This is a genomic window from Bacillus cereus group sp. MYBKT111-2 (assembly GCF_051915205.1).
In the GTDB taxonomy this organism is placed as follows: domain Bacteria; phylum Bacillota; class Bacilli; order Bacillales; family Bacillaceae_G; genus Bacillus_A; species Bacillus_A paranthracis.
This window is the reverse complement of record NZ_JBQAEG010000003.1, coordinates 545,768-565,646: the sequence shown is the minus strand read 5'-3', so window position 1 is coordinate 565,646 and position 19,879 is coordinate 545,768. Positions and strand designations below refer to the sequence as shown.

Here is a 19,879-nt window from a genome sequence, read left to right as displayed (position 1 = left end):
AATAATGCAAGATATTAGTATTTTTTTAGCGTTTGGTGCTGGGTTTTTATCATTTATTTCCCCATGTTGCTTACCGCTTTATCCGGCATTTTTATCGTACATAACAGGTATGTCGGTTTCTGAGTTGAAAGAAGAAAATGCAATGCTTCGCAAAAGAAGTATGATACATACAGCGTTTTTCTTACTTGGATTTTCAATTATATTTATTGCAATTGGATTTGGTACAAGTTTTATTGGAGGCATCTTTACAAATTATAAAGATTTAATTAGACAGTTAGGTGGTATATTTATCATCGTGTTCGGTTTAATTATTGTCGGTGTGTTTAAGCCGAAGTTTTTAATGCAAGATCGTAAATTTACGTTTAAAAATCGTCCGAGTGGTTATTTTGGATCAGTATTAATTGGATTGGCGTTTGCCGCAGGATGGACTCCTTGTACTGGGCCTATTTTAGTGTCTGTCATTGGATTAGCAGCAACGAACCCAGAGTCTGCGATGATTTATATGATCGCATATATACTTGGATTCGCTATCCCATTCTTCGTACTATCATTCTTTATTACGAAAATGTCTTGGATTAAAAGAAATAGTATGAAGTTCATGAAAATCGGGGGATACGTTATGATTATCATGGGTATTTTCTTATACTTTAACTGGATGACGAAAATTATCGTATATTTCTCAAGTTTATTTGGTGGTTTTAAGGGTTTTTAGTATTATTCTGTGAAAATGTTGGAAATACTAACGGAAAAGCATATAATGAAAGTATATTTTGCATATAGCCACAAAAAAGGATGAGAAAATATGAACATAGTTGTTTTATCCAGTATCGTTGCTGTTTGTATGGCTGTTGGTGCGATGTTTATTCGTTTAAAAGCAGCTAAGAAACCTGCAACATTGAAAAAAATTATACTTCCACCATTTTTTATGAGTACGGGAGCATTGATGTATGTTTTTCCTGAATTTCGATTAACTCCAGCAGAGATGTTAGAAGCGATTGGTGTAGGTTTGTTTTTCTCTATTTTTCTTATTAAAACATCTAAATTTGAAATTAGAGGACAAGAGATTTATTTGAAGCGTTCCAAAGCCTTTGTTTTTATATTAATTGGATTACTTGTCGTGCGAATTGTATTTAAAACATACTTAAGTCAATCTCTTGATTTAGGACAACTTAGTGGCATGTTCTTCTTACTGGCGTTCGCGATGATTGTTTCATGGAGAATTGCTATGTACCGTTCCTTTACGAAATTACAAAAGGAAATGGAAAAAGAAGATGGTTTTTATAATGAAAAAGATATGAAACTAACTTAAAAACTGTATATGTATAAAATAAAAAGACAGCGTTTTTTGACGCTGTCTTTTTATTTTATATTGTTAACACCTTCTATCCCAGCCACGGCGTATAAAACGTGTACCATTAAAAAAGCAATTTAAATTTGGTGAGACGAACGGACCGATAAATGGAATAATGTTTGGCTCTGAAGTCTCATCAACGGAAATCGGTGGTTGAGTAGGATCTGGTCTGAGTGTATAGCGAATGCGGGCGGTATTTCGAATGAGACCATTTCGTGGCTCTGCTGTTACTTGAACGATAAAACGGACAACAACAGATTCGCTTGGATTAACAGTGCTGATAAGAATACCAATAGTTGGGTTAGTTCCGGGACGTGCTACTCCATTTACTGTTACTGAATTTGGATAGAAAGTAACTTCAGGAGGAAGTGGGTCGGTAATGAGTACATTATTTGCTGGAATGGTGCCATTGTTAGTAAAGGTAAGTGTATATGTGATGAAATCACCGAGATTGGCGCTATTTACATTTGCGGTCTTAATAAATGTGTTTGGCTCATTAGGGTTTACTTCTATCGTAATTGGTGGTGTTGTAGTCGTTGTTGTGATAGGTGGTCTAGTAGGGTCGGGTTGAGAAGTATACGTAATGGATGCGATATTTGTAATCATTCTATTAGCTGGAAGTGTAATAACCTGTACTTTGAATGAAATAGTTACGGATTCTGTTGGATTAAGAGTTCCGACTGGAATGCCTGTGGATGGATTTGCGTTTGGAACGGGAATGTTATTAATTGTGACACTATTTGGAACGAATGATGTGCCGACAGGAAGTGAGTCTGTAACAGAAATGTCAGTGACAGGAATCGTACCTTCATTTTGGAATGTGATAGTAAATGTAATCGTATCACCTACTGAAACGATGGATTTATCAGCGGTTTTTATCGGGTTAATAGTCCCAACGTTTACAGGAGTAATTGTAGTAGGTGTAGGCGTAGTAACGGATACCGGTGGTTTAGTAGCATCTGGTTGGTATTGGAATGAAACGTTACCTTGGTTTTGGATCTCTCCGCTTGGTGGAATTGAAGTAACTAGGACACGGAAAGAAATCGTTGCTGATTCAGAAGGAGCAAGTGTTGAAATTGGGATGCCTGCTGATGGATTTGCGGTTGGTTGCGGCACGTTGTTAATTGTTACACTATTTTGGATGAACGAAGTACCGATAGGAATTGTATCAGTTACAAGTATATGATTAGCAGGAATGGTACCTGTATTTTGGAGAGAAATCGTATACGTAATGATATCACCTAAAGTAACTGTTTCCGGCGTGGCTGTTTTTTTCGGATTTAATATAGCTGTAGTTACATTCGTTGTGTTAATTGGAGTAGGGTCTGTAATTGTAATAGGAGGTTCACCAGGACCTGGTTCATATGTGAAAGTAACAGTTGCTTGATTTCGAATGATACCACCAGGTGGTACACTTGTTACTCTTGCTTGGAATTGAACAGTAATTGTATCGTTTGGATTGACTGTTCCAACAGGTATACCTACAACAGGATTTGCTCCAAGATCTGAAATGCCATTTATTACAACAGTACCTGGAAGAAACGTTAACCCATTTGCTAACGGATCAGTAATGATAACGGAAGTTGCAGGGACTGATCCGCGATTTTGGAAGGTTACAGTATACGTTATGATTTCATTTATATCTACAATTTGTTTGTCGGCTAGTTTATTTGGGTTAGGTGTAGGTGTAATAACGGATACTTCAACAGTTGGAGTAGGATCTGTAATAGTAATAGGGGGTTCGCTAGGGTTTGGCTGGAATGTGTAAGTGACAGTTGCAGTGTTTTTAATAATACCGTCTGGTGGGAGTTCAGTTACAGTAACTTGATAAGTTAATGTAACAATTTGTCCTGGAGTTACAGTCCCAACGTTGACACCATTATTTGGATTTGTTCCAGGTTGCGTGACGCCATTAATCGTAACGCTGTTCGGAATGAAAGTAGTACCAGGTGGAGTAGGGTCTGTAATAATAACATCTGTCGCATTAATATTTCCGACATTTTGGAACGTAATTGTATATGTGACAGTATCACCGAGATTAATAACTTGAGGGTTAGCTTGTTTGTTAGGATTAATAGTAACTTCACTTACTTGCGTCTTTGTAGTAGGTGTAGGTGTAGTAACAGATACAGGTGGTCTAGTAGGGTCTGGCTGATATTGGAATGAAACGATCCCTTCATTTTCAATAAAACCTGTCGGTGGTATCGAAGTTACTTGAACTTGGAAAGTTACGACGGCTGAAGTGTTAGGTTCTAATGTACCGATAAGAATTCCGGAACTAGGAACGATACCTGGTTGCGTGACGCCGTTTATCGTAACACTATTCGGAATGAAAGTAGTACCAGCTGGAATAGGATCGGTTACAAGTACATTTGTTGCAGGGACAGTTCCTGTATTTTGTAAGGAGATTGTATAGGTGATTGTGTCACCTAATAAAGCAAATACTTTATCAGCGGATTTTGTAGGGTTTGTTGTTGCCGTGTTGACATTGGTAGTAGTAGGAGGCGTTGGAGTAGTCACTGTTACTGGAGGTTCTCCAGGATTAGGTTGGAATGTGTAGGTGATAGTAGCTTCATTTATAATAATTCCGTTAGGTGGTATGGAAACAACGCGAACTTGAAAAGTTACAACAACTGATTGACTAGGATTTAATGTGCCAAGAGGAATGCCAAGAGCTGGATCAACATCACTAGTTGGGATACCATTAATTGTTACACTATTTGGAATGAAAGTCGTACCAACTGGAATCGAATCTGTAAAAATGATATTTGTTAGTTGAACAGTTTGTAAGTTTTGGAATGTAACGGTGTACGTAATGATATCGTCTATATCAACGTTGTTTCGATCAGCCGTTTTCGATGGATTAATAATACTATTAATGATTTCAGTATTAACTGGTGGTGTTGTCTCTGTTTCTGTAATAGGAGGTTCATTTGGATTAGGCTGAGATGTAAAGTTGATTGAACCAACATTTGTAACAACCCCGTTAGGCGGTATATTCGTAATCGTTACTTGGAACGTAATGGTTATTATTTGATTTGGTTGTATTGTACCAATGAGTATCCCAATGCTTGGATCAACACCTGGTTGTGAAAGGCCATTTACTGTAACAGAATCTACAATAAATTGTGTGCCTACTGGTGGTTGATCAATGACAGATACATTTGTCATAGGAATATTTCCAGTGTTTTCAAGGGTAATTGTATAAGTGAGTGCATCGCCAATGTTAGCGATTGGCAAATCTACTGTTTTTGTTGACTCTAATTCTGCATTTTGTACAATTGTTTCTGCGATTGGAGTCGGTGTGGTTGTTGTAATAGGCGGGAGTGTCGGATCTGGTTGAGATGTGTAAGTGACATTTGCTTCATTTGAGATAATGCCATTTGGTGGTAAAGCTGTTATTTGTACTTCTAAAGTAACAGTCACTACTTGTCTAGGGTTTAATGTGCCAACTGGGATTCCTGTTTCAGGGGTCAAATTAGGTTGTGGAATGCCATTAATCGTAACGCTACCAGGGATAAATGTAGTTCCAGTAGGGATAGAATCTGTAATAATGACATTAGTTGCAGGTATATTACCAGTATTTTGAAGGGTGATTGTATAAGTGAGCGTATCACCAATACTTGCAAACTCACGATCCACTGTTTTTTGCGGGTTCGGGTTAGCGGTACGAACAGGTAAAGTTACGGTAGGAGTCGTTTCTGTTGTTGTAATAGGAGGTTCGCTAGGATTAGGCTGAGAAGTGTAGGTAACACTTGCTGTATTTTCTATTTTTCCATTAGGAGGAATAGCGTTTATTTGAATCTGGAATGTAACAGTAACTGTCTCGCCGGGATTAACTGTTCCAACAGGAATTCCTGTGACTGGACTTACGCCGGGTTGAGCGACATTGTTTACAGTAACACTATTCGTAATAAAAGTTGTACCCGGTGGTAAAGAATCTGTAATTATTACACCAGTAGCAGGTATAGTTCCTTGGTTTGTAAATGTGACAGTATAAGTTACAATATCGCCAATTTCTGCAAACGTAAGGTTTGCTGTTTTTGTTGGACTTATGACTACAGTTTGGATAGGAGTCGTTGTTTCAGGAGTTGTTTCTGTTTTTGTGACTGGAGGTAAATTTGGATCCGGTTGATAATTAAATGTTGCACTACCTTGATTTCGGATTTCGCCGCTAGCAGGGATGTTTATTACTCGTACTTGGAAAGTAATCGTTGCGCGTTCGGATGGCGCTAAAGTTCCAAGTGAAATTCCTGATGATGGATTTGTTCCTGCTTGAGGAATCCCATTAATCGTAACACTATCTGGAATAAATACAGTACCGGCAGGGATAGAATCTATTACTGTTATATTCGTAGCAGGAACAGTACCGGTGTTTTGAAATGAGAGAGTATAGGTAATGACATCATTTAATGCAACGAAGGAGCGATCTGCTGTTTTTTTTGGATTTAGTGTAGCGGTATTAACTGCTGTTTCTGTTTCAGGAGTTGTAATAGTTGTCGTAACGGGAGGTTCATTTGGATTTGGCTCGTATGTGAATGTAACATTTGCTTGATTTCTAATAACTCCTCCGGGCGGGATACTATTTACTACACCTTGGAACGTAACTGTAATACTTTGACCGGGATTTACAGTGCCGACGGGTATACCAATTTCAGGGTTTTCTCCAAGTTGTGATGTGCCATTTACGACAACGCTACCTGGAACGAAAGAAACACCAGATGGAAGTGCATCTTTTATAATAACATTTGTAGCGGGGACGGTCCCTCTATTTTGGAATGTTACAGTAAAAGTAATCGTATCCCCTATATCAACAACTTGTCGATCAGCAGATTTTGTAGTCGTTGGATTAGGATTATTAATTGGAATGTTTACACTTGGAGTGGTGGTAGTTGTTGTGACAGGAGGCTCACTTGGGTTCGGTTGATATTGGTAAGTGAAGGATGCTTGGTTTCTAATTATTCCATCAGGTGGTAAGTTTGTAACGACAACTTGATACGTGATTGTTTTCGTTTCTCCGACAGAAATGGTACCAAGTGGTATACCAAGTGATGGGGCTGCTCCTGGCGTTGTAATGCCATCGATTGTAACACTATTTGGAACGAAAATAGTTCCGTTAGGTGTAGGGTCTGTAACGACTACATTTGTAGCCGGAACGGTCCCGTTATTTGTAAATGTGACCGTGTAGGTAATCGTATCTCCTAAATCAGCAACTTGTTTGTCGGCAGATTTTGTAGGCGCTGTAATAACGGTCCCAACTTGAGTTTCTGTTTTAGGAGTTGGGGTAGTTGTTGTAACAGGAGGCTCATTTGGATTAACAATATAATTAAATGATACACTGCCTTGGTTTTCTATAATTCCATTTGGCGGGACACTTGTAACTTGAACTTGGAATGTAATTGTTTTTGCTTGATTTGGATTTAAAGTACCAATCGATATACCGTTTTCAGGATTACTGTTAGGTTGTGAGACACCATCAATCGTGACGCTATTTGGAATAAATGTTGTACCGTTTGGAATTGGATCTGTTAGTACAATATTTGTTGAGGGAACAGTGCCGTTATTTTGTAAACTAATTGTATACGTAATAACATCACCAATATCAACGAAAGTACGATCAGCAGATTTTGTAGGGTTAACTGTAGCGGTATTAACAGAGACTGTAGTAGGTGCTGTCGGTTCGGTTGTGGTAACCGGCGGTCTTGTTGGATCTGGCTGGTACGTATATGTCGTTGAAGCTTCGTTTGCAATAACACCGCCAGCTGGAATTTGTGTAACAAGAACTTGGAAAGATAGTGTTTTGGTTTCACCGGGATTAATTGTTCCAACCGGGATTCCTAGTGCGGGATTTGAATTTGGAACCGGTACATTATTTAAGATTACGCTATTCGGAATGAATGTTGTACCAGTAGGAATGGTATCAGTAAAAACTACATTTGTAGCAGGGATCGTACCATCATTAGTGAAAGTAATCGTATACGTAATAACATCACCAATATCAACAGTAGTTTTATCCGCCGTTTTAACAGGGTTTGTAATAGCGGTGTTAACAGGAGTAGTAGTAGGTGGTGTAGGGTTTGTTGTTGTAATAGCTGGTTTTGTAGGATCTGGTTGATACGTAAATGTTGTGGTTCCGATATTTCGGATTAGGCCATTCTCTGGGAGAGAGGTAACTTGAACTTGGAAAGTGACAGTGACAGTATTACCAGCTGCGATTGTTCCAATTTGTATACCACCAGAAGGGTTTACGCCAGGTTGTGAAGTACCGTTAATTGTGACGCTATTCGGAATAAATGTAGTGCTACTTGGAATTGGATCAGTTACAATAACGTTCGTTGCAGCGATGTTTCCTGTATTTGGTACAATAATCGTATACGTAATAATATCACCGATATCAGCAATTTGTGGACTAGCAGTTTTTGTTGGATTTACAATTGCAGTTCGTACAGAAGTAGTTGTTGGAGGTGGTGTTATCGTAGTGGTTGTTGAGGGTTCAGCCAGATTCGGTTGCGACGTAAATGTTACATTTGCTTCGTTAGTAATCGTTCCGTTAGCTGGGAGGGAAGTGACTTGGACTTGAAATGTGACAGTTGTAGTTTGACCAGCAGGAATTGTACCTAGCGGAATATTTGTTGGAGTTACGCCAGATTGTGCCGTTCCATTAACTGTAACACTGTTTGGAATAAAAGTAGTGCCAGTAGGGATAGGGTCGGTGATGGAAACATTTGTCGCTGAAATATTACCGTTATTTGGAACAGTAATCGTATACGTAATGATGTCACCAATATTCACAATTTGTTGGTTTGCACTTTTAGTTGGATTTATGATAGTAGCATTAATTTGTGTTTCAACTATATTACTTGTAGAGTTTCTGTTAATTGGTGGTTGGTTTGGTGGATTATATTGAAAGCTTGAAGTTGCACTATTTGGAATAGGGTTTGGTGTAGGGAGAGTATTAACTTGAACTTGAAACGTAATTGTAGCATTCCCGTTTGCAGCAATCGTTCCTACATTTATTCCAGTAGCAGGATTATCTGTAGTAGAAGTACCATTAACTGTAACGCTACCCGGTACGAACGATGTGCCGGCAGGAGGCGCGTCTGTAATGATAACATTATTAGCAGCTAATGTGGCTTGATTTGTGGCCGTAATTGTATACGTAATCGTATCACCGATAGTAGCAATTGTTTTATCTACTGCTTTTGTTAATGCGACATTAGCTGTGAAAATATCTGTATTAACAATATTGCTTGTTGTCGTACGTGTGATAGTGGGTGCGTTAGGTGCAGGTTGAAATTCGTATCCAAATGATGCTACGTTACTTGCAACTGGTGGGGTAGGGACACTTGTAACATCTACTTGAAAGGTAATTGTAACAGAGCCGCCAGCAGGAATGTTGCTAATGGGAATACCAGTAGCAGGATTTCCAGCTGTTGCAACGCCATCAACTGTAACGCTGTTTGGAACGAAAGTAGTGCCAGCGGGTGTGGGGTCTGTAAATGTAACATTTTGGGCAGGAAGTGTTCCGGTATTTTGGACAACAATTGTATAGGTTAAACGACTTCCTATTGTTGCTATTGCCATTAGATTCGTCCTTTCTGTATAAATTTAAATCCGGTCAAGGCATGGAATATTTACAAATAGCATTATTTAATAATCTAGAAACAATACTATGTGTAAATATTAGTATAAAATGAGCTCGTCATTGCATCCTATTCAAATTTAAATGAATAGGAATAGGTAAAGGCTTTTTTTTTGCCCAAATTAGTCTGTGCATATACAAATGGAACTTTTTTTACTTGTTTGCATTAAATGAAATAGCGAATAAATATTTATCTTATATGGAAGGGGAGTGGAATTGTTGGCTTTTGTACAAACATATACGAAAACGGACTCTTTATTTATGGTACACACAGGGAATACAGTTGGCATGCGTGGTATTACAACAGCGACGGCGTATCAATACAATGCATTAATAACAAGAGATACAAATTTAAGTTTTGCAGGAGTTCCTTCTTCGGTAGATCCATTAACTTTTGCGGGAACGACAAATGATTGGACATTAAATGGTTCTTGGGCAAGACTTAATCCTTCAGTAACAGATGTACCAGCAACAGCAACTGTAGACTTTGCAATGCTAGTATGGCAAGGAACATTGAGTGCAACTGTGACAGAAACGGTGGTAAATAACAATATACCTACTTTACAAACACCGGATGGGGTCACTCATACAATTACGAGTGTTCCTGCATGGGGAGAGACGAGATCAAGCGGAACATTTCAAGGTACCATTTATACACGTGCTGCAAATGTAACAAATATTCTACAAGGGCTTTTAAATCGAGCAGCGGGGGATTATTTTGTAGAAAGGGTTCCCACGGCAAATCCTCCGACGCAAGGGACAGGCGTAGGATGGGCATTGGTTGTTGTATATCGCGATAATTCATATCCTATTAGGAATGTTAGTTTATATACTGGTTTACTCATTTCTACATTGGGTGAGACAGCAACGATTTCAAATTTTATCACGCCAGCTGTAGCACCAGTTAATGCTCGTGTATTTACAATGGCGATTAATGGTGATACAGATGCAACAGGTGACAATTTTAATTTAAATGGTACGGGGCTTTCGGGGCCAAATAATGTAATAAACAACTTTTTTGCTTCACAGGTAAATAATTATTTAGGAAATTTAAATACAATCGGAAGTTTTGGGGATAGAAATATGCCAATTGGTACTTCTGCGACTAACCGTCGTGCGGAATTTGATGTGACAAATGTGCCTGCAAATGGCGTGTTAACAGCTGGATCTACTTCTACTACCGTGAATATCCCAAATACATTTGATTATATTTACGCTGGTGCTGTCGGTTTACAAATAGATTTAGCGGAGGCACGTTTAACTGCTACAAAATCAGTAACTGTAAGTTAAAAAAGATTGCTATAATCTAGCAATCTTTTTTATGAGGGGGATTTTGTTAGTAAAGATTGATAATGAGAATAATCAATCTTTTTTTCTTGTAGTTTTTTTACTAAAAATTTATGATCACGCTTCGGTGTAGCAATAATATACCCTTTAATAATTAAATCTTGTGTAATTTGAGAGGCTTTTTCTTGTAAGGCTAGTTCACCGATTTTGCCAGCAATTTTTGATTTAGCAACATCGCGAAATAGCTCTGGAACAGGACTTACGAGCTCTTCTAACAGTTGTTTTTGTTCGTCATCCCATAAATGCCTCGTTTTATTGATATAGTGCTCTTCCCAATCTAAAATGGACATACCATCTTCTTTTGGTAGTCGTTTTAAAAATTTTCTGAACATAAAGTATCCACCGATAGACATAAGTCCTAATAAAATAACAGTCCACAGTACAATAAACCAACTGAACCATCCTTCGAGCAAGAGTATCCCCCCTTAATGATTGCGGTTTTCTTTTATTTATATTATAAACAGTGAGATTCATAGAAAGCAAGAACGCTTGGTCATTTTGACCAAGCGTTATCATTTAAACAAAGTATAGTTGTTCCACACATAAATTATTATTATCATCTTCTACATATTCAATGATTAATGTGCCAACTTTACGATCTTTATCTTCAGTTGTGAAAATAGAGTAAGAAGTAAAACGTGCTGTTGATAAGCCGCTTATATGTGTAGGTAAAGAAATGTAGTCGTTATCGCGGAAGAATTCCATCAGTTCAATATCCTCAAATTCTTTTCGGTCAACTTGTTTGTTTGTATAGCGGCGTTGAAGTTGTTTTAAAGACTCGTTCCAAGAAATTGCTTTTGTATCGTATACCATTGTCTTATCTCCTTACTGTATGTAATCATTAAGAACATACGTTCTAATCTAGTATACTCTTTTTATTTGAAAAGGGAAAGCAAAAAATAATGTAAGCTTGGATTTCCAAGCTTACATTATTAATGCGTCCGTCATAATCTCTATTTTTTTATTATAAGTTAGATAAGAATAAGAAACAAGATGATATATATTTTGTTGATAGTTTTCAAAATTCCGCATATTATAGGTATACTAAAATGTAAGGGAATGAGCGGCATGGCATATGTAATTTCACTTCAAGGACCGATGGCAAGTGGAAAAACCACCTTAGCTAAAAGCTTAGAGCTACATGGGTTATCGGTGATATATGAAAATCCATACCCAATTGTAGAAAAGCGAAAACAATTAAATTTGGATATGAATTCAAAAGAAGGGTTTATAGCAAATCAAAAAATGTTTATAGAAGCTAAAATAAAAGAGTTTCAAAATGCGAAAGGTTCAGTCGTAATTTTTGATCGTGGACCAGAAGATATTGAATTTTATACAATCTTTTATCCTACAACTTTAGGAAAAGAGTGGGATATAGAAACTGAATTAAAAGATGAATTATATAAATTAAGAGAATGTCGTTCGGATGCTATTTTTTATTTGGATGTATCGGAAAGTAATTTATATAATAGAAAAAATAATGATAGAACAAGAAACAGAAGTACATTTGAGGAGCAATTTAAATTAGTAGAAACTGAAAAAGACTGGTATAAACAATTTCCTGTAACTTATGTGGACACGAATAGATTAGCAGTAGACGCATTAGGGGTATATTTTATGAAGTGGTTAAAGGGGAGAGGGCTATGAAAAAAATACTATTATTCGTTTATCCAACATTTGCGGAGTTTGAAATTACGGTAGCAACGGCATTGTTGAAAAATAAATATGAAATTATTACAGCGAGTTTAACGAAAGAATTGATTATAAGTGAAACAGGTTTGCAAGTGCAACCGCATATAGAATTAAGTGAAGTACGTGTAGAAGAATATGAGGGGATTATTATTCCCGGCGGAGACGCGATACATATGAAGGATGCAGAAGGACTCTTTTCAGTCATCCGTCAGTTTCACGAACAAGAAAAATTAGTAGCTGCTATTTGTGCTGGACCGTATGCGTTAGCAAAAGCAGGCTTATTCAAAGAAAACTCGTATACAGTAACTATGGATTATAGAAAATTAGATTGTTTTCCAGTAGAAAATTTTGTGTATGAAGAAGTTGTGGAACATTCAAACATTATTACAGCGCAGGGGCATGCATTTGTACCATTTGGAATAGCGATTGCCTCTTATTTTGGGATAGCGAACGAACACAATATAAATTTTTACAGTGGTAAGGGGAATGTGATGATGGAGGAGCTTTTGCCTGGGAATGTATAAAAGCTAGCTAATGCTAGCTTTTTTCTTTTTGACATCGATAAATGGCTAACGTTTTCGGATCGCGCCATATACCGTTATGAATTGCCAATTCATTTTCTACTTCTTCTTTTAGCCATTCCTTCATTTCGGCGTGAAGATGTGTATTATCAGGTATATTTAGCGACGGAAACATGCTAGAAATATAGTTTACAATTGGAGTAGCATGATGAAAAACGAGAGCATTATGAATAACTGCTTCTTCAACAGTTGAAAAAACAGACTGTAATATCTCTTTACCATTTTCCAAACAAAATGGCGTGACTGAAGATGTTGTTTTCGGTAAATCAAATGCGTCTAACATGCGATTACACATTTCAACTATACGAGATAATGTAATGTCAGAATTTGTAGTAGCTAAAAGTGAGCCACCAGGACGTATTACTTTATGGAACCCTTGGATAGTTTTTTCAACATCTTTCATATGATATAACATATGTCTTGCGACGATCCAGTCGTAGCAATTGGCTTCAAAAGGAAGTTTTTCAGCGTCACCTAGTCTCCATTCAATTAAAGTATTTGTTTTAGTGGCTTCAGAGAGCATGGCTTCTGATTGATCAAAACCTGTTAATTGACCTTTATGGCCATTCGCTTGCAAAAAGGAAAGAAATTTTCCGTTAGCGCACCCAACCTCTAATATTTTCTCGTCTCCTTGAAGTTGTAAATGATCCATGACGACTTCATCTAAATTCACTTGTTTTTCTTCGTAATGTTTATGCGTATCAATACGTATTTGTAAATGGTTGCTTACATTGTACTGGCGTTTTACATCATTCATCTTTTCGCATTCCACCTTCGTGCAAAATTGCTGAATTGCGTGTGTTAATACGTCGGTTTTCTTTAAGCCTTCGTAATGGAGTGCAGCTTCAAACCTTTCAAGTAATTTTTCTTCAATTCGAAAATGAATATTTTTTCGCTTTATCACTGAAATCTCTCCCCTTTGTATCGGTTAGTGAGACTATAACACGCCTGAAAAATTTGTGTAAATCATTTGTGTACACAAATGGAGGGGATGAAAAAATTGTTTGAATGTGAGTTTAAACTATTGACGATTTAACCGTTTTCATATATTCTTAAATTAAGAAATATTCAAATAATTAAAAGAAATGAGAGAGTCACATGCTTCTTCAAGGAACACATCGAATTGGTCGTATGGCCATGCTGTTGGCACTTGCGGATGAGAATGAAAGCCCTGTATTATCTATCCCAAAAGGTTGGAAGTATTGTACGGGGAAAGTGGGTTCGATGAATTCGCAAAAGGTTGTCGCAGCAATGGAAACAGCGGCTAAGAGCAACCAAGTTATTGAAACAGACGTTTACAGAGAAACACATGCACTTTATCACGCAATTATGGAAGCTTTGTACGGAGTGACGAGAGGTCAAATTCAGTTAGCAGACGTTCTTCGTACAGTAGGACTTCGCTTTGCGATTGTGCGCGGTACACCATACGACGGAAAGAAAGAGGGCGAATGGGTTGCTGTTGCATTATATGGAACGATTGGTGCACCTGTAAAAGGATCTGAGCATGAGGCGATTGGTTTAGGAATTAATCACATATGATTTGCCCATAGTCTATTAGTTAGAAGGGGGCCTTACTTTTTTAGGACAGAAGTCTGTCTTAAAAAAGATAAGGTCCCCTTTTGCCTTTTTAAGGAGGAAAAACAATGATTACGTTAACAGGACACACATTGACAATTGAAGAAATGAAGAGGTTGTTACTTGAAGGAGAAGGTGTAACAGCTTGTCCAACTAGTATGCAAAAGGTGGCGGAGTGCCGTGAAGTAGTTGAGAAAATTGTAGAGGACGGAAAAGTTGTTTACGGTATTACAACTGGATTTGGAAAGTTTAGTGATGTGCTAATTCAAAAAGATGATGTAAAGGCACTTCAACATAATTTAATTCAGTCACATGCATGTGGGATAGGCGAGCCATTCCCTGAAGAAGTATCACGCGGTATGTTAATTTTACGAGCAAACACGATGCTTAAAGGAGTATCTGGTGTTAGACCGCTCGTTGTAAATATGCTTCTTGAGTTTGTAAATCGTAAAATTCACCCAGTTGTTCCACAACAAGGCTCACTTGGTGCGAGTGGCGATTTAGCACCTTTATCTCATCTTGCGCTCGTATTATTAGGCGAAGGTGAAGTGTTCTATAAAGGAAAACGCGTTCATGCAATGGTCGCTCTTACAGAAGAAGGTCTTGAGCCAATTGAACTTGAAGCGAAAGAAGGTCTGGCGTTAATTAATGGTACGCAGGCGATGACAGCGCAAGGAGTTCTTTCTTATATAGAAGCAGAAGCAACGGCTTATCAAGCTGAATTAATTGCATCTATGACAATTGAAGGTTTACAAGGCATTATTGATGCATTTGATGAAAATGTTCATAAAGCACGTGGTTATAAAGAGCAAGTGGAAGTAGCAAGCAGAATTCGTGACATCCTTCATGATAGTAAATTAACAACGAAACAAGGAGAACTACGTGTGCAGGATGCCTATTCACTTCGCTGTATTCCGCAAGTACACGGTGCTTCTTGGCAAGTTTTAAATTATGTGAAAGAAAAATTAGAAATTGAAATGAATGCCGCGACAGATAATCCACTTATTTTTGATGGCGGAGAAAAAGTAATTTCAGGTGGTAATTTCCACGGTCAACCAATTGCATTTGCGATGGACTTCTTAAAAGTTGGAATGGCAGAACTTGCAAATATTTCAGAGCGCCGTATTGAACGCTTAGTAAATCCACAGTTAAACGATTTACCACCATTTTTAAGTCCAGAACCAGGACTTCAGTCTGGTGCAATGATTATGCAATATGCTGCAGCGTCACTAGTTTCTGAAAATAAAACGTTAGCACATCCGGCGAGTGTTGATTCAATCCCGTCATCAGCTAACCAAGAAGATCACGTAAGTATGGGAACAATTGCTTCACGCCATGCACATCAAATTATTCAAAATGTAAGACGTGTTCTTTCAATTGAGATGATTTGTGCGATGCAAGCAGCAGAATATCGCGGTATTGAAAACATGAGTACAGTGACGAAGAGCTTCTATCATCAAGGTCGTCAACAAGTACCTTCTATTACTAATGACCGTATATTCTCAACGGATATTGAAAATATTGCGTATTGGTTAAAAACGAATTATTCGATAAAAGAAAGATTAGATGTAAACGCAGCACTATAAAATGAGAAAAGGGAGAGATTGAAATGGAAAAAGTTAAACAAACAATTCGCGCGCCAAGAGGTACTGAGTTACAAACGAAAGGGTGGGTGCAAGAAGCTGCACTTCGTATGTTAATGAACAATTTAGATCCGGAAGTTGCTGAAAAGCCAGAAGAATTAGTTGTATATGGTGGAATCGGCCGTGCAGCTCGTAACTGGGAAAGCTACAATGCAATTGTAGATTCATTAAAAACGTTAGAAAGCGATGAAACATTACTTGTTCAATCAGGAAAACCAGTTGCAATCTTTAAATCACATGAAGATGCACCTCGCGTTCTTTTAGCGAACTCAAACTTAGTACCGAAGTGGGCGAACTGGGATCACTTCCGTGAACTAGAGAAAAAAGGTCTTATGATGTATGGACAAATGACAGCAGGTAGCTGGATTTACATTGGAACACAAGGTATTTTACAAGGGACATATGAAACGTTTGGTGAAGCGGCACGTCAACATTTCGGTGGTTCATTAAAAGGTACATTAACACTTACTGCTGGTTTAGGTGGTATGGGCGGTGCACAACCTCTTGCTGTAACGATGAATGGCGGTGTTGTTATCGCTATTGATGTTGATAAGCGCAGTATCGATCGCCGTATTGAAAAGAGATACTGTGATATGTATACAGAATCATTAGAAGAAGCATTAACGGTTGCGAACGAGTATAAAGAGAAGAAAGAACCGATTTCTATTGGTTTATTAGGAAATGCGGCAGAGATTTTACCAGAGCTAGTGAAGCGTAATATTACGCCAGATTTAGTTACAGATCAAACATCTGCTCATGATCCATTAAACGGTTATATTCCAGTAGGTTACACATTAGAAGAAGCAGCAAAACTTCGTGAAGAAGATCCGGAGCGCTACGTACAATTATCAAAAGAAAGCATGACAAAACATGTAGAAGCCATGCTTGCTATGCAAGCAAAAGGCGCAATTACATTTGATTACGGAAATAACATTCGCCAAGTTGCTTTTGATGAAGGTTTGAAAAATGCATTCGATTTCCCAGGATTCGTTCCAGCATTTATCCGTCCATTATTCTGCGAAGGAAAAGGACCATTCCGCTGGGTAGCACTTTCTGGTGACCCAGAAGATATTTATAAAACAGACGAAGTAATTTTACGTGAGTTTGCTGATAATGAGCATTTATGTAACTGGATCCGTATGGCTCGTCAGCAAGTTGAGTTCCAAGGTCTTCCGTCACGTATTTGTTGGCTTGGTTACGGTGAGCGTGCGAAATTTGGTCGCATCATTAATGAAATGGTTGCAAATGGTGAATTATCAGCACCAATCGTTATCGGCCGTGACCATTTAGATTGCGGATCAGTAGCATCTCCAAACCGTGAAACAGAAGCGATGAAAGATGGTAGTGATGCAGTAGCTGACTGGCCAATTTTGAATGCATTAATTAACAGTGTAAACGGTGCAAGCTGGGTATCTGTTCACCACGGTGGCGGCGTTGGTATGGGTTATTCACTTCACGCTGGAATGGTTATCGTTGCAGATGGAACAGAAGCAGCGGCAAAACGTATTGAGCGCGTATTAACTTCTGACCCTGGTATGGGTGTTGTTCGTCACGTGGATGCAGGATATGACTTAGCTGTGGAAACTGCGAAAGAAAAAGGCGTTAACATTCCAATGATGAAATAAGGAGGAGAAAACATGCTGGACACTTTACTAATCAATATCGGTCAATTACTAACAATGGATCAAGAAGATGGCTTGTTAAGACGGGAAGCGATGAACACGCTTCCTGTTATCGAAAACGGTGCGGTTGGAATTGAAAATGGTGTGATCACTTTCGTTGGAACAGCGGAAGAAGCAAAAGGGTTACAAGCGAAAGAGGTTATTGATTGCGGCGGGAAAATGGTTTCTCCTGGCCTTGTTGACCCGCATACTCATCTTGTATTTGGTGGATCTCGTGAAAATGAAATCGCGCTAAAATTACAAGGAGTTCCGTACTTAGAAATTTTAGAACAAGGCGGAGGTATTCTTTCGACGGTAAATGCAACGAAACAGGCGTCGAAAGAAGAACTCGTTCAAAAAGCGAAATTCCATTTAGACCGTATGCTATCTTTCGGAGTTACAACTGTAGAAGCGAAGAGTGGTTACGGATTAGATGATGAGACAGAATGGAAACAATTAGAGGCAACTGCACAATTACAAAAAGAGCATCCAATCGATTTAGTTTCTACATTTTTAGGTGCTCATGCAGTTCCGAAAGAGTATAAAGGTAGATCGAAAGAATTTTTACAATGGATGTTAGACTTACTGCCAGAAATGAAAGAGAAGCAATTAGCTGAATTTGTTGATATTTTCTGCGAAACAGGCGTGTTCTCTGTTGAAGAGTCAAAAGAGTTTTTATTAAAAGCGAAAGAGCTTGGCTTTGATGTGAAAATTCATGCGGATGAAATTGATCCTCTTGGTGGTGCGGAAGCGGCAGCTGAAATTGGTGCAGCATCAGCGGACCATTTAGTTGGTGCTTCTGATAAAGGAATTGAAATGCTTGCAAACTCTAATACAGTAGCCACTTTATTACCAGGAACAACTTTCTATTTAAATAAAGAAAGCTTTGCTCGCGGTCGTAAAATGATCGATGAAGGTGTTGCGGTAGCTTTAGCTACAGACTTTAACCCAGGCAGCTGTCCAACGGAAAACATTCAGCTTATTATGAGCATCGCAATGCTGAAGTTGAAAATGACACCAGAAGAAGTTTGGAATGCCGTAACAGTTAACTCTTCTTACGCAATTAATCGTGGTGACGTAGCTGGGAAAATTAGAGTAGGTCGCAAGGCAGATCTAGTGCTATGGGATGCTTACAATTATGCTTACGTACCGTATCATTACGGCGTAAGTCATGTAAATACAGTATGGAAGAATGGTAATATCGCATATACAAGAGGTGAACAATCGTGGAGCACGGCCACTATTTAAAGAAAAATGCCAAGTTTATCGATCGTGAAGTGACAAAATGGAGTGAAATGATTAAAGATTGGGAGGAAGGCGTGGAAATATTCGGTGCGGCCTTAATTGGAGCACCCCTTTCTAAACCGTCTATTAGTCATTCAGGAGCAAGTTTTGCTCCAAAAACAATTCGTACGATGTTAGATGCATATAGCACGTACGCAATTACAGAAGAACATGATATGAAAGAAAGTGTCTTATATGATTGCGGCGATATTACGATGCATGTGACGGATATAAAAGAAAGTCATAACCGAATTGCGAAAACAGTTGGTCATGTAACGAAAGTAAATCCGAACATGATACCAATCGTTCTTGGTGGGGATCACTCGATTAGTTTTCCGAGTATAACAGGATTTGCAAATAGTAAAGGGAAGGTCGGTATTATTCAATTTGATGCCCATCATGATTTGCGCAATTTAGAAGATGGTGGTCCGTCAAATGGTACACCGTTCCGTAGTTTACTAGAAAATGGTGTTATTACAGGAAAACAACTCGTTCAAATCGGTATTCGTAATTTTTCAAATGCACGAGCGTACCATGAATATGCAAAAGAACATGGCGTGACAGTGTATACAATGAAAGATGTACGAGAGCGAGAAATAAAAGATATTATGACGGAAAGTATCGAAGTATTAAGAAAGCAAGGCGTGACTTCTATTTATATTTCTCTTGATATGGATGTACTAGATCAAGCATTTGCGCCAGGTTGTCCAGCGATTGGTCCTGGCGGAATGGATAGTGCGACTTTACTGGATGCGATTGAATTTCTTGGTAAAGAACCTCTCGTTCAAGGGATGGATATTGTAGAAATTGATCCAACCCTTGATTTCAGAGATATGACGAGCCGAGTAGCTGCGCAAGTGATTATGAGTTTTCTTTTGGCGAGGGAGACAGTTAGTAAGCAGGTTAGTATATAGACGGAAAAGTAGATTTTTATGTATGCCTTATCAAAAACACATTACTACTCAAATGTAGTGATGTGTTTTTATGTTAAAAGAGAATGAATGTGTGTGGAGCCGTTAATAAAATTGCGTTTTTTTATAGTGTATTGTGTGAATTTAATTTCTTGCTTTTGAAGTATTGACGTGTAAAATAATTTTATGATA

At 38.2% G+C, this 19,879-nt stretch carries 14 protein-coding genes; 10 read left to right on the top strand and 4 right to left on the bottom strand.

Going from position 1 to position 19,879, the window contains the following annotated elements; genetic code table 11:
• Positions 1–4 precede the first annotated feature (4 nt).
• Together ccdA and ACTFNE_RS11615 are read left to right on the top strand one after the other, a co-directional pair.
• Positions 5–712: a cytochrome c-type biogenesis protein CcdA gene (gene ccdA / locus ACTFNE_RS11620; protein ID WP_001152682.1), complete on the top strand. Its 708-nt coding sequence runs from the start codon at positions 5–7 to the stop codon at positions 710–712.
• Between the two features lie 90 nt (positions 713–802).
• Complete coding sequence (locus ACTFNE_RS11615; RefSeq protein WP_001028639.1) at positions 803–1,309, top strand: CcdC family protein; 507 nt, start codon at positions 803–805, stop codon at positions 1,307–1,309.
• Between the two features lie 63 nt (positions 1,310–1,372).
• Here the strand turns inward: ACTFNE_RS11615 and ACTFNE_RS11610 are convergent, their stop codons facing one another.
• Complete coding sequence (locus ACTFNE_RS11610) at positions 1,373–8,935, bottom strand: DUF7507 domain-containing protein (protein ID WP_439998016.1); 7,563 nt, start codon at positions 8,933–8,935, stop codon at positions 1,373–1,375.
• A gap of 277 nt (positions 8,936–9,212) precedes the next feature.
• Here ACTFNE_RS11610 and ACTFNE_RS11605 point away from each other — a divergent pair, with 277 nt between their 5' ends.
• A complete protein-coding gene (locus tag ACTFNE_RS11605) occupies positions 9,213–10,283 on the top strand; it encodes a hypothetical protein (RefSeq protein WP_270704962.1) in 1,071 nt (356 codons plus the stop codon).
• A 29-nt stretch (positions 10,284–10,312) separates the two neighbouring features.
• On the opposite strand, the gene ACTFNE_RS11600 is transcribed toward ACTFNE_RS11605, so the two are convergent.
• Positions 10,313–10,753 carry a DUF2621 domain-containing protein gene (locus tag ACTFNE_RS11600; RefSeq protein ID WP_046198977.1) on the bottom strand — a complete coding sequence of 147 codons (441 nt, stop codon included), beginning with the start codon at positions 10,751–10,753 and terminating at the stop codon, positions 10,313–10,315.
• A 103-nt stretch (positions 10,754–10,856) separates the two neighbouring features.
• Complete coding sequence (locus ACTFNE_RS11595; RefSeq protein WP_000262403.1) at positions 10,857–11,153, bottom strand: hypothetical protein; 297 nt, start codon at positions 11,151–11,153, stop codon at positions 10,857–10,859.
• Between the two features lie 255 nt (positions 11,154–11,408).
• Between ACTFNE_RS11595 and ACTFNE_RS11590 the strand changes: the two genes are divergently transcribed.
• Positions 11,409–11,987 carry an AAA family ATPase gene (locus ACTFNE_RS11590; RefSeq protein WP_046198976.1) on the top strand — a complete coding sequence of 193 codons (579 nt, stop codon included), beginning with the start codon at positions 11,409–11,411 and terminating at the stop codon, positions 11,985–11,987.
• Positions 11,984–12,556 (top strand): DJ-1/PfpI family protein, encoded by a 573-nt coding sequence (locus tag ACTFNE_RS11585; protein ID WP_101218277.1) that lies wholly within the window; start codon positions 11,984–11,986, stop codon positions 12,554–12,556. Before ACTFNE_RS11590 ends, ACTFNE_RS11585 begins: the two co-directional genes overlap by 4 nt.
• Positions 12,557–12,569: 13 nt before the next feature.
• Here the strand turns inward: ACTFNE_RS11585 and ACTFNE_RS11580 are convergent, their stop codons facing one another.
• Positions 12,570–13,517, bottom strand: coding sequence for a class I SAM-dependent methyltransferase (locus ACTFNE_RS11580; RefSeq protein ID WP_046198974.1), 948 nt, complete (start codon positions 13,515–13,517; stop codon positions 12,570–12,572).
• A gap of 194 nt (positions 13,518–13,711) precedes the next feature.
• Here ACTFNE_RS11580 and hutP point away from each other — a divergent pair, with 194 nt between their 5' ends.
• From hutP to hutG, 5 genes are all read left to right on the top strand, one after another.
• Positions 13,712–14,152, top strand: a complete 441-nt coding sequence (gene hutP / locus ACTFNE_RS11575) for a hut operon transcriptional regulator HutP (protein ID WP_000926516.1) — start codon at positions 13,712–13,714, stop codon at positions 14,150–14,152.
• A gap of 104 nt (positions 14,153–14,256) precedes the next feature.
• Positions 14,257–15,774 carry a histidine ammonia-lyase gene (gene hutH, locus ACTFNE_RS11570; RefSeq protein ID WP_000631850.1) on the top strand — a complete coding sequence of 506 codons (1,518 nt, stop codon included), beginning with the start codon at positions 14,257–14,259 and terminating at the stop codon, positions 15,772–15,774.
• 23 nt (positions 15,775–15,797) lie between these two features.
• Positions 15,798–17,456 (top strand): urocanate hydratase, encoded by a 1,659-nt coding sequence (gene hutU / locus ACTFNE_RS11565; RefSeq protein ID WP_000416706.1) that lies wholly within the window; start codon positions 15,798–15,800, stop codon positions 17,454–17,456.
• Between the two features lie 12 nt (positions 17,457–17,468).
• Positions 17,469–18,740, top strand: coding sequence for an imidazolonepropionase (hutI, locus tag ACTFNE_RS11560; protein WP_000887529.1), 1,272 nt, complete (start codon positions 17,469–17,471; stop codon positions 18,738–18,740).
• On the top strand, positions 18,719–19,690 hold the full coding sequence (gene hutG / locus ACTFNE_RS11555; protein ID WP_270704963.1) for a formimidoylglutamase: 972 nt from the start codon (positions 18,719–18,721) through the stop codon (positions 19,688–19,690). The genes hutI and hutG overlap by 22 nt, the downstream gene beginning before the upstream one ends.
• Positions 19,691–19,879: the final 189 nt, after the last annotated feature.